The organism is Streptomyces coerulescens (assembly GCF_042657965.1).
GTDB lineage: Bacteria > Actinomycetota > Actinomycetes > Streptomycetales > Streptomycetaceae > Streptomyces > Streptomyces coerulescens.
In genome coordinates this window covers 78,769-89,374 of the sequence record NZ_JBHSKM010000045.1, presented here as the reverse complement: position 1 = coordinate 89,374, position 10,606 = coordinate 78,769, and the positions used below count along the sequence as shown (strand labels likewise).

16 protein-coding genes are annotated in these 10,606 nt (G+C 70.5%); 15 read left to right on the top strand and 1 reads right to left on the bottom strand.

Features of this window, described 5'->3' with window-relative positions; translation table 11 throughout:
• Positions 1-825 precede the first annotated feature (825 nt).
• From ACFPQ9_RS40445 to ACFPQ9_RS40395, 11 genes are all read left to right on the top strand, one after another.
• Positions 826-1,173, top strand: coding sequence for a hypothetical protein (locus tag ACFPQ9_RS40445; RefSeq protein WP_380864580.1), 348 nt, complete (start codon positions 826-828; stop codon positions 1,171-1,173).
• A gap of 65 nt (positions 1,174-1,238) precedes the next feature.
• A complete protein-coding gene (locus ACFPQ9_RS40440) occupies positions 1,239-1,775 on the top strand; it encodes a hypothetical protein (protein WP_380864579.1) in 537 nt (178 codons plus the stop codon).
• 178 nt (positions 1,776-1,953) lie between these two features.
• Positions 1,954-2,958, top strand: a complete 1,005-nt coding sequence (locus ACFPQ9_RS40435) for a DUF932 domain-containing protein (RefSeq protein ID WP_380864577.1) — start codon at positions 1,954-1,956, stop codon at positions 2,956-2,958.
• Between the two features lie 264 nt (positions 2,959-3,222).
• Positions 3,223-3,915, top strand: coding sequence for a hypothetical protein (locus tag ACFPQ9_RS40430; protein ID WP_380864575.1), 693 nt, complete (start codon positions 3,223-3,225; stop codon positions 3,913-3,915).
• Complete coding sequence (locus ACFPQ9_RS40425) at positions 3,908-4,390, top strand: hypothetical protein (protein ID WP_380864574.1); 483 nt, start codon at positions 3,908-3,910, stop codon at positions 4,388-4,390. Before ACFPQ9_RS40430 ends, ACFPQ9_RS40425 begins: the two co-directional genes overlap by 8 nt.
• Positions 4,383-5,162, top strand: a complete 780-nt coding sequence (locus ACFPQ9_RS40420; RefSeq protein WP_380864572.1) for a hypothetical protein — start codon at positions 4,383-4,385, stop codon at positions 5,160-5,162. The genes ACFPQ9_RS40425 and ACFPQ9_RS40420 overlap by 8 nt, the downstream gene beginning before the upstream one ends.
• 126 nt (positions 5,163-5,288) lie before the next feature.
• Positions 5,289-6,122, top strand: a complete 834-nt coding sequence (locus ACFPQ9_RS40415; protein ID WP_380864570.1) for a hypothetical protein — start codon at positions 5,289-5,291, stop codon at positions 6,120-6,122.
• Positions 6,123-6,124: 2 nt separating this feature from the next.
• Positions 6,125-6,475 carry a hypothetical protein gene (locus ACFPQ9_RS40410; RefSeq protein WP_380864568.1) on the top strand — a complete coding sequence of 117 codons (351 nt, stop codon included), beginning with the start codon at positions 6,125-6,127 and terminating at the stop codon, positions 6,473-6,475.
• A 111-nt stretch (positions 6,476-6,586) separates the two neighbouring features.
• Positions 6,587-6,877, top strand: coding sequence for a hypothetical protein (locus ACFPQ9_RS40405; RefSeq protein ID WP_380864567.1), 291 nt, complete (start codon positions 6,587-6,589; stop codon positions 6,875-6,877).
• The gene (locus tag ACFPQ9_RS40400) at positions 6,874-7,074 is read left to right on the top strand and encodes a hypothetical protein (protein WP_380864565.1); all 201 of its coding nucleotides are present in this window, start codon (positions 6,874-6,876) and stop codon (positions 7,072-7,074) included. Before ACFPQ9_RS40405 ends, ACFPQ9_RS40400 begins: the two co-directional genes overlap by 4 nt.
• Positions 7,074-8,219 (top strand): hypothetical protein, encoded by a 1,146-nt coding sequence (locus ACFPQ9_RS40395; protein WP_380864564.1) that lies wholly within the window; start codon positions 7,074-7,076, stop codon positions 8,217-8,219. The genes ACFPQ9_RS40400 and ACFPQ9_RS40395 overlap by 1 nt, the downstream gene beginning before the upstream one ends.
• 119 nt (positions 8,220-8,338) lie before the next feature.
• On the opposite strand, the gene ACFPQ9_RS40390 is transcribed toward ACFPQ9_RS40395, so the two are convergent.
• Positions 8,339-8,650: a hypothetical protein gene (locus ACFPQ9_RS40390; RefSeq protein WP_380864563.1), complete on the bottom strand. Its 312-nt coding sequence runs from the start codon at positions 8,648-8,650 to the stop codon at positions 8,339-8,341.
• Between the two features lie 94 nt (positions 8,651-8,744).
• Here ACFPQ9_RS40390 and ACFPQ9_RS40385 point away from each other — a divergent pair, with 94 nt between their 5' ends.
• The 4 genes from ACFPQ9_RS40385 to ACFPQ9_RS40370 all read left to right on the top strand — a co-directional run bounded on the left by ACFPQ9_RS40385 (position 8,745) and on the right by ACFPQ9_RS40370 (position 10,490).
• A complete protein-coding gene (locus tag ACFPQ9_RS40385) occupies positions 8,745-9,224 on the top strand; it encodes a hypothetical protein (protein WP_380864562.1) in 480 nt (159 codons plus the stop codon).
• Positions 9,225-9,263: 39 nt separating this feature from the next.
• Positions 9,264-9,653 carry a hypothetical protein gene (locus tag ACFPQ9_RS40380; RefSeq protein ID WP_380864560.1) on the top strand — a complete coding sequence of 130 codons (390 nt, stop codon included), beginning with the start codon at positions 9,264-9,266 and terminating at the stop codon, positions 9,651-9,653.
• A 106-nt stretch (positions 9,654-9,759) separates the two neighbouring features.
• Positions 9,760-9,936, top strand: a complete 177-nt coding sequence (locus ACFPQ9_RS40375; RefSeq protein ID WP_380864558.1) for a hypothetical protein — start codon at positions 9,760-9,762, stop codon at positions 9,934-9,936.
• Positions 9,933-10,490, top strand: coding sequence for a hypothetical protein (locus ACFPQ9_RS40370; RefSeq protein ID WP_380864556.1), 558 nt, complete (start codon positions 9,933-9,935; stop codon positions 10,488-10,490). The genes ACFPQ9_RS40375 and ACFPQ9_RS40370 overlap by 4 nt, the downstream gene beginning before the upstream one ends.
• Positions 10,491-10,606: the final 116 nt, after the last annotated feature.

Below are 10,606 nucleotides of genomic sequence, written 5' to 3'. Positions count from 1 at the left end.
TCCGGCAGCCGAATACTCGCTTCGCTCGTTTCGCGCGTCCCCGCGCGAATTGCCCGCCTCCGGCGGGGAGTTGGGAAATTGACCTCCGGCCATTTCCCAACTTGCGTGCCTCCGGCACGAAAAGATGGGGGAAGGGTTTGTGCCTCCGGCACAAAATTATGGGGGTGCTGGTTTTGATGGTGGGGGTGGGGAGTTGGGGAACGGGTTGAGGGTAGGTCAGGTTCCCTTTCACGGGGCGGGTTTGAGAGGGAATCTCCGATTCCCTTGAAACCGCAGCGATTTGAATTATTCCGTGGGGAAAAGTAAACCACGGAATAGGAAAGAAGAGCAACGGGGTCCCTCCGGGCCCCCGTTGCGCGGTACCAGGAACCAGGGACAGGGTCAGGAGCTGCCTCCGGCAGAACAGTCCCCCAGGAGAGGAAGCGAGAACAGTCCTGGCCCTCCCTCACCCACCACGGGCCGGACAGGCCCCCACACACCCGCGCGACGGCCCCCGGCCGACGCGCAGCACCACCACAACCCGCACTGATCCCCGAAGCCAGCCCGCGCCGCCCCAGCCCAGACCCCACCCTTTCTCTCATTCGGGCAGGGAGAGCGGCAGCAGAGGGGATGTCAGCACCCCCGACCATGCGCAACACCCGGGCTGAACAGGCACGTTATAGAAGCCGGCTTCAGCCCAGGGACAGGGGATAGCACAGGAGATAGTGCAGGAGTTTACGCAGGGGGTAGTGCAGCAGATCAACGGTAAGGTATTATGGAACACGCCGAACAGGGTTGGCCCCCTATCCGGCACCGCCGAACGTTCGTCAACAGGAAGGCGCACACGTGGAAATCGTCATCATCGACGGCAGGGTTACGACGGAGCCCGGAGAGATCAACACCCCGCAGGCCAAGAAGGCTCGCGGAATCGCGAATTTCCTCCCTCGTCCGGAATTGCTTCGGGACGCCATTATCGTGCACAACCAGGACGAGCACACCACGTCAATTCGGTTCGACACTACGGCCGGTCCGATTCGCATTGTCCTTCCGGTCGCTCAAGGGTTTGAGTTCCACATCATCCACGACAGCGAAACCGGTCCCCGCATTCTTGGGACATTCCGGGGTGCGTCCCTTTCGGTCCGTGCCGCCGCCTATCGCATCAGTGAGTTTCTGCGAACACGTGGCCTGAAGTAGGCCGAGCCGGGGGCCCGGTGTACCGGGCCCCCTTCACACCCCGCGACGGAAGGAGGGCACGAGACGTGCCCGAGTACATCAACCACGTTCATCTGACAATGGACGGCTCGGAGTTGCTCCCGAGGGGCGCCGGTATGCGATGGGCACCCCACCTCATCCAGGAGAACGCCGCGCCGAGGGACCGCGAGCAGCTCATCAACGCCGCCATAGCGGAGGTTGCCGCGATCCTGGACCGGGCAGAGGCCGCGTTCTACTCCCTGCTGGACGTGATCGGTCCCGGGGAGCACGCGATGATTTGCACCACGAACACGGCAGACGGAGTGCGCGTTGCGAGCTTTTGTGTGCTTGCCGACGGAGTGGATCTCCTTTCCTGTGAGGAGGCCGAAGCGGTGGGATTCTGCGCGACGATCGCGAGCGGTTTCGTCGCTTCGAGTACGGGAGCGGTGATCGTCCGTACCTGGGGGCCTGATGACGCTGTTTCAGTGCGCGCGTGGGTTGTGGACGCTGGTACGCGCTGGCTTCGCCCGTGGAGGGCGGAGCGGGTTCGCAGGGCCTGCCGTCATAGCGTGCCGCAGGTGGCCCCGGCCCTGACGCGAACCTGATCTACCGGGACGCTGAAGCCCTGCCGGTCGATCGGTTGTCGTAGCAGGTCAGGGGTTCGCTCTGAGGGTGGGGTGATATTCGGTTGCCCCACCCTCAGAGAGAGGTATTATGGAACCAGTTCGGAAGGGTGGCCCCCAACCGGACCGCCGAAAGTTCGTCACCAGAAGGGAAGCCCAAGTGGCACACGAAATCGAGCAGTTCACCGACGGCACCGCCGCCTTCGCCTCCGCCAACACCAGCGCGTGGCACAAGCTCGGCACCGTCACCGACGGCGCGATGACCGCCGAGGAAGCCATGAACCTCGCGTCTCTGTCCGGGTGGAACGTGCGTCTCCTGCCCCTGACCGCGACCGAGATCACGGCCGACGGCGCCACGCCGATCGAGGTCGCGCAGCACTACGCGACCGCGCGGACGCACCCGAAGACCGGCCGCACGCAGACGCTCGGCGTGGTGGGCAGCGACTACCACCCCGTACAGAACGAGGAGCACGCCGAGTTTCTCAATCTGCTGGCCGACGAGTCCGGCGCGCACTTCGAGACCGCCGGATCGCTCAAGGACGGCCGCCAGGTGTTCTTGACCATGAAGCTGCCGCAGGGCCTGACGATCGGCCAGGGCGACGACGTCGATCTGTATATCGCGGCGTCCAACAGCCACGACGGCGGATCGGCATTCCGCATCATGGTGACGCCGGTCCGGGTGGTGTGCGCCAACACGCTGCGCGCGGCCATCCAGGGGGCCCGTTCCTCGTTCATCGTGCGGCACACCGCCGGAGCCAAGGCCCGTATCGCGCAGGCCCGTTCCGCACTCGGCCTGACGTTCAAGTACGCCGAGGAGTTCGAGCAGTCCGCACAGCGCATGATCGAAGCCGAGATGACGCTCAGCGAGCTGAAGTCGGTGGTGGACCAGCTGTGGCCGGTCAAGGACAGCGACCACGCCCGCGCCAAGACCAACCAGCGCCAGCGCTGGGGGGCGATCTCCAACCTGTTCGAGCACGCCGACACCCAGGCCGGTATCCGAGGCACGCGGTGGGCCGGTTACAACGCCCTGACCGAGTACGCCAACCACGTCGCCCCGGCCCGAGGCAAGACCGACGCCGAAAAGGCCGCCGCCCGCGCCGAGCGGGTCATCAGCGGCACGGCCAACGACCTGATGGAGAAGGCTTTCGCCCTCACCACGGTCTAGCCCCTGAACGCCGGACGGGCGCCCTACTCCCCCGCCCCGGGGCGCCCGTCCGGCCCCCACCCCGCAAGCAGCCAACGGCCCGAGCGCGGAGCGCTCACCAGGAGCGCGGAGCGATCCCGGCCCGCCCCTGCCGCGTAGCGGCAGCGCGCCGCGTCTGCGGAGCAGCCCGCGCGCCAGAAAACAGGCCCGGTCCCGGTACCGCCGCGTGCGGAGGCCGGCGGGCCCTCAGAGCCACTCCACCCACCGCCCCACGGAAGGCAGTTCATGCGCACCCCGAAGTGGAAGATCAAGGGCATCACCGATGAGTTCAGCGAGTGCGGCTGCTGCGGCCGCCGCGGACTCAAGCGCACCGTCGCGCTCATGCCACTGGACGCCGACGGGAACGAGGACGGCACCGCCGAGGACGTGGCGTACTACGGCACGTCGTGCGCGGCCGCCGCGCTGGGCTGGACGCAGGCCAGCGTCACGGACTCCGCGCGCGCGGCCCAGGCCGAGCGCGGCCTGCGCGACGCCTACGCCCGCCGGATGATCAGCATCTACGCCCCGCTGGAACTCGCCCCTGCCCGCGACCAGGCCCGCGCCTACTTCAGCCGGAACCGCAATGTCCGGACCCCGGACCTCAACGCGACCGAGGAAGTGGCGCGCCTGCTGGACCGCGCCCGCGCCACGCTGTCCGACACGACGACCGGCCCGGCCCGGCCGTCGCGCATCGAGGACTTCCGCCGCTATCTCGTGATCTTCACCAGCGACGAACGCATCTACCGGACGGTGGAAGTACCGCAGGACGAGGAAGAACGCCAGCAGCAGGCCGCCAACGCCCGCCGCCGCGCCGACCAGATCCGGGGCAGCGTTGTCGTCGTAGCAGCCCTGGACGAGGAATCGGCCGGTGACGTCGCCTACTCCGACCCGGTCACCCGCGCGTGGAACCAGAAGGCTTGGGAGGCCTCCCATGCCTGATCCCAAGGCCGCCCCGGCCCGCAACGCGGTCACGGCCTCCGCCGTGGCCCGCGCGGTCAACGCGCTCGCCGCGCTGCTACTCGCCCTGGACGAGGGAACCCACCATCTGTCCATCGTGGCCGAGCGCACGAACGGCACGGTGGCCAGCGCCGATCTGACCTTGTCCGTCGGAGCCGCACCGCTGCGCGTGACCCACGGCACCGAGGAGTACCTACGGTTCCTTGCGCTGCTGACGTTCGCCCTGGACTACCGCACCGTCCGGCACGCCGTACTGGTCGCCACGACCACCGCCGAGCCGTTCCCGCGCGCGTGCGGCTGGAGCATACGGACCGGGTGGATGGTCCCGATGCAGACCCGCGAACTCCAGGCAGCAGTCATGCCCTGTCCCGGCAGCGCCGAGCCGGTACGCCAGGTCTACCCCGCCCCCGCCCTGCACCACCCCGACGAGTCCGCAGAGGTGACCGCCCATGAGTGACGCGCCCACCACCCCGCCGGACACCCACCGCGCCGAAGCCGCAGAGCACGGGGACATTCCCGCCCGACAGCCGCTCCCTGGCACCCGGCTCATCGCCTACCGGCTACCGGACTGGGGCATTGAAGGCGACTGCCTCCACCTGGACCGCGCAGACATCCACGTGACGTACACCCAGTTCATTGGCCGCGCAGGGCAGTTCCCCGCCCAAGGCGTCGCCTACGGCCTGCGCACCATTTCGGGCAGGGACGTCAACAGCTGGCTACGCGGCAGCCTCAACTTCTGGCTCTCCAGCGAAGCGCGCAAGGCCGATGACGGAGTGATCCGGTACCGGCAGACCCCCAATCACTCGGCCGTCACGTTCGTACCCCACACGGCATCCGGGATCCTGATCAACCGGCCGGACGAGCAGGTGACGGCCGCTGCCTACCGCGTAACCGGCCCGACCGGCATCGCTCAACTGTGGCGAGGCCAAGCGGTCCGCGACGCCATCGGCGTCTGCCGCCGGAAGCCCCCCGTCGGTTGGCCCGCAGGCTGGGCACACCTCATGCCCGACGCCACGGTCAGGTTCGAGGCCGGGGGCGCGCCCTGGGACACCGAGCGCATCTACACCGCGGAGGCGAGCACCGAGCCCGCCTCTTGGGGACCGTCCTGCGACGAGTGCCGCTACCCGGAGTCCGAACACGACCCGCTGCGCCTGTGGGGGCGTTCACGAGCCGACGGGACGGGATGCACCTGTTGGCCGTACGCCGCGCACGGCCCGTCGGTGTCCTGAGCGGCCCGGCGCCCCGCAGCAGAAGGCAGGAGCCGAGCCGTCCGCCCCACGGGGCGGACGGCCGGCCCGGCCCGCACCGCAGTTCCCCGCCCCTGCCGCCCACCCCTACCACGAGAGGAAACGCCCATGGCCACCCCCGACGTCCTCACGATCGAGACCCCCGCCGGCATCGTGCGCGCCACCGCCGGCCCCCGCCGCACCGATGCTGTCGTGTTCGAGCTGCACGGGGCGATGCGCGGCAGCGTGCACGTCACCGGAACCCAGCACCCCTACTACTGGGACCAGTTCACCGCCGTCCGCGCCTGTCTCGGCCCGGTCGACGCCTTCGAGACCACCGCCCCCGACGAAGCCCTGCCCCGGCTCGCGCGCGGCCACAGCGGCTACCACGGCAGCCTGACCCGCTACCCCGGAGACTACGGCGACCTCCCCGACGTGTCCGTCTACCCGCTGTCCACCGCAGCGGGGAACGAGCCGACACCGAAGGCCGCCGCCACGCTCACCGCCGTTCTGCGCGCGTGCGCCGACGCCGTGGCCCATCGCGACGACCTGCCCCTGATCCTGGACGCCTCCAGGCTGCGCAAGACACCCGGACTCCTGCGGTTCCTCAGCTGGGCCGCCGCGCACGCCAACTCCGAAACCGTCCGCTACGCAGAGGAGTCCCAGGCCGCCGCCCGCGAGCTGAAGGGTGCCGTGACCCTCTGGTGGACCATCGCGCGACTGTTCACCGCCCACCCGCACCCCGTCCTGCTGCCCATGCTCGCCGACGATGAGGGTTCGCTGGCCCGCCTGGTCAACGTGCTGGAGTGGAAGGCCCCTTACTGCTTCGAGCGCGCCGCCGAGGAGCGGGCGCGCGCAGAGAAGTTCCGTGCCGAGGTCGCATCGCTGCGCACTCAGCAGCAGCGCGGCCGCAGCCGCCGCAGGGGAGCCGAGTCGTACCCCGGGACCAAGGAGAAGGTGTGACCATGCGGTGGCTCATGACCCTGGGCGAGCGCACCCGCCCCGACGTGCCCCAGTACGCCGAGTGCCCCGCCCCCGACCAGGCCCGAGCGCTCGCCCTCGTCGACGACGTGGGACAGCTGTTCCCCATCCTGCTGGGGTGGCGGCGGGAGTTCGGCCGCGAACTGACCGGCTGGGCCAAGCAGGTCGAGGCAGACGACATCGAGACCCTCCCCCCGGACGTGATCGAGCACTGGGGAGAAGACCAGCTGCGCCTGGACACGATGCCGGGCGGCTACGTACAGGTGGCCGACTACCGCGACCACCAGGCACGGACCGCCCTACCGGCCCGGAAGAAGGTACTCAGGCGGCTGTAAGGCCCCGGCGCCTGCTGGGGGTGGGGCAGTCCGGGAAATGCGGTTGCCCCACCCCACATTAAAATGCATTATGGAACATGTCAGATCGAGTGGGAGCGAGGGAGACACTCCGTGGCAACGTTCACGCACGCCACCCCTAAGCGCTGCGCCGAGCTCGGCAGCGCCCTCACGGCCGCAGGCCTCACCTGGAGCGACAACGGCCGCCAGGACAAGCCGCAGTACCTCACGTACACCGTCACCGACGCGCACGGCCGCACGTGGGCGATCAGCCCCGCCACCAACTTCCAGATCCCCGCCACGAGTTCGGCGCGGATCTGGCAGGCCAGCTGCGCCGCACTGGCGACGACCACCCCGGTCCTGTCCGCCGCCAAGGTGGCCGAGCAGATCAAGGCGACCGCGTGAGCCTGCCGCCGTTCCGCCCCGAGGACTTCGACGAGCCGTGCGAGACCTGCCGGGTCGGACCGGGGCAGCTCTGCCGCCCCTGGTGCGACACCGGATACACCGCCGCCGACTACCGCGCCGATGCCGCGCGCCACTCCGACCGCCCCGCCGCACAGCCCCCGCGCCCCCGGCGCACCGCCCCGAAGGAGGCCCCCTGATGGACCTGTCCACCCCCGCTGGCCTGGAAGCACTCGCCCGCGACGTTGCCGCCCTGCTCGGCGCGCGGCGCACCGAGCAGGGCGGCGCCCCGGACCGGGTGCGGATCATCTACGCCGACGGCCGCACCCTCGAACTCGCCCCCAACCGCCCCCGGACCCGGATTACCATCAGCGCGGTCCTGCCCGACAAGGCCACCGCGCAGGATCTGACGGTCGAGCCCATCACCGTGACCGCCCGGCCGCGCCCGCGCGCCAGCGAGACCCAGGAGCAGGCCGCCGCCCGGCACCTGACCGCCCACATCCGGCGCCGCCTCACGCCCCAGCTGACGGCCGTTCATTCGATGGTGTCGCCCACGGTCGAGCGGGCGCGGACCGCCCTGTCCGCCCTCCCCGGCCGCCCCGGTGGAGAGCAGTGGGTCATAGCCGACGTGCCCGTGGTCCGCCCGGACGGGCTGGACCAGCCGTGCCCGATCGTGTGGTGGCACACCCCCGCCGGAGCGTCCCGCGCCGTCGCCCCGTTCCTCGCCGACATGCTGCGCCGGGCCGGGCTGGTGACGACCGAACCGCACGGTGAGGCCCACGTGTTCTTCGCCGAGCCACCGGCCGAGCATCCCGCGGAGCGGTTTCACATCGTGCCGGCCTCCGAGGGCGACGGGTGTGCCCTGGTGGACCAGTTCACCGGGGCGTGCGTGCGCACCTACACGGACGCAGAGTGGGCCGAAGGGATAGCCGAGAGCGCCAACCGCGCGGACGAGACCGCACGGCACTCCGGGGCCTGCTCCCTGGACCTGCCAGGGCTGTCAGAGAAGCTCATCGACAACGCCCAGTTCCGCACCCTCGCCCTGGAGTTGGCCACGGCCGGGCACATGCCCTACGGGCTGACCGACGTCGACTACACCCAGACACCGGGATTCCTCGTTCTCGGGGTGAGCGGAAAGAGCGACATGGCCAGGGTGGCGCGGCTGCTGGACCCCTGGGGAGCCGTCCGGCCCGGAGAGCGCCGGGAGGCCCCCGCCCAAGAAGCCGAGCGCTTCGGCGCGGACCTGGAGGCCTACGCCCGCGCCATGACGGCCCCGGGCCGGACAGTGGCCGTCGCAGCGGACGGCGTCCGGGTCACCTTCGAACCGGCCCCGCCGGACCTCTGATCCGACGCCCGGGGGCGGGCAGCGCCAACGGAGGTGACTGCCCCGCCCCCGGCTTAGGCCTTATGGAACACGTCACCCGATTGGGGAGGATCACTATGAACCTGCACGACGCCGCCGCACTACTCACCGCTCGGGCCCAGCACGCCTTCACGCTCCAGCAGCAGGCCAACGCTGCCCTCACCCAGGAAGGCCAGCGCACCGCACCCCGGCCCCGACGGCTGATCCGGCTCGCCCGCCAGGCCGAACGCGCCGGAGAACTGGCCGCGTTGTGGGACGGGGTGCTGGGGGAGGCCCACGGCACCAACGCGCGCGACCTTTTCCCGCTCGCCGATCCCGCTCGTCTGGTGGCTGGCACGCGCACCCTGCGCACGCTCACCCACGACCAGATCACCGCCGCGTACGACCTGACGTGCGCGGAGTTCACTGAGCACGCACCCGAGAGCGGCCCTGCACTGGGCGAAGCGGATCTTCCTGCTGCACACCGCCCTGGTCGACCACCTGCCGGGAGCAGCCACGGCCGCCGCGGTGCTCGCCGAGCTCCACGACCGCCTCACTCTCGCACCGGCCGGAGAGCCGACGGCCCTGGAAGCGGTCACCGCCCTGCACGAGCGGATCGAAGCCGGGCCCGCGGCCGCCCGTGACATCCCCTGCCGGGCGGGCGACATCCTCATACGCGCACTCGAACTGGCCGCCTTCCACGACGCCAGCCTCACCAAGGCAGGGAGCAACCGCACCGCCATCACCGTCCCCCTGGCCGAAGGCTGGACGATCCGCATCGAGGACGAGGGCTCCGCCGACCACCCGGCGGAGTACCACGGCACCGGCAGGAGCAGCACGGGATGGAGCGCCCTGCTGCACGCCCCGGACGGCGGCGCCACCGACGTGATCCGCGCCCCCGACCCCGATACGGCGCACGAGTGCCTCGCCGACAGCGCGGCATGCGTCCGCAAGCTGACCCTGTGGCGCGTCGAGAGCGAGGCCAAGGGCGGACCCGTCCAGGACTGACAACCCGCCCGTCCACCCCCTGAAAGAGGACCACTCATCATGGCCATGCACTTCACCGTCACCGGAACGCTCGAACTCCACCCGTCCGTCCCGCTCGCCCAGCTCTGGGAACTGATCGACGGCGGCCCCTTCCAGGTCGCTCCCCACGCGATTACCGAACCGGAGCTGGCCGCTCTGCTCGACCAGGCGAAGTGGGTGCTCATCCCCGACATTGACAGCGGCACCGACTCCGAAGGCCGCCCCCAGCGGATCAAGCACTTGCACGTGAAAGACCCGTCCGTCTACTCCTTCACCGTCCTTCACCGCCTCATTGACCTCGCCACCTGCGCAGGAGAGGCCCACCAGGCCCGCGGCGAACTGCGCTACGCGGGCGACTGTGAAGGCGAGGTTGGCACCATCACGCCCGGGCCCGACCCCATCTGGCACTGACACCACCCCCTTCCCGGGGGCCGCCCGCGCGCCGGCCTCGACGCCGGACGGCCCCCGCGCTCCGATGCCGACCGCCAACCGCCCTGCTCACGAAAGGACGTCAGCCGTGCCCCCGTCATGCGCCCCGCTGGAGACAGCGGACCTGTCGGCACTCGCCGACCGCCAGCAGGAGTGGTTCACCACCGGACGCGGTCCGGTTTCCGTGCGCAGGTACGCCCGCGTCTCGGACTTCGTACGGGCCGCAGTGCGCTCCGCCAACGGCCGCGACCGGGCCGCGCTGTGACGTTGCACCGCGAGGCGTACCCGCTCGCCCCGGCGTGGCTGACCGCCATCGCCGAGGCCGCGCCCGAAACGGCCGACCACCGATCGCCATCGGCCGCCATGTCTTCGGTCCGGCTGCTGGCACGGATGACGCCGGATCACCGCAACGGCATCCCCCGGCAGTCCGACTGCTCGGTCGGCTGGAGCGTGCCCGGCGCGTCCGCGCGGATATGGCCGGACGGCCGCGTTGAGCTGCACGGCACCGCCGGCGTGCGGCTGGCCGGTCGGCTGGAGGGGGCCGAGTGGGATCACTTCAGGGTGGCCGCCGTCGCGGACGCAGGCCTGCGACTGCTGTGCGCTCCCGAAGCCCGGCACCTGACTACCACCGGGGAGCCGTCCGGCTGGTTCCGGCCGCGCGACCGCGGCCAGATCGGAGCAGGCCGGGAGCACAAGGGCGGCCAGATGTACGACGGCTCGACCGTGGCGCGCTGCTCCTGCGGCTGGAGCGTGACTGCCGCATCACAGCTGGGCGCCCGCGAGTCGGCCAAACGGCATCGCCGCGACGCCACCGCATGACCGCCAGCCCCCCGAGGCACCCACCCGTGACCGCCCCAACACGGCCAGGGAGGCTCACCCGCTGGCCTCCGGGCCGGAACGTCGACTGCCATTCTGTCCCGCCGTCTGACACGGGG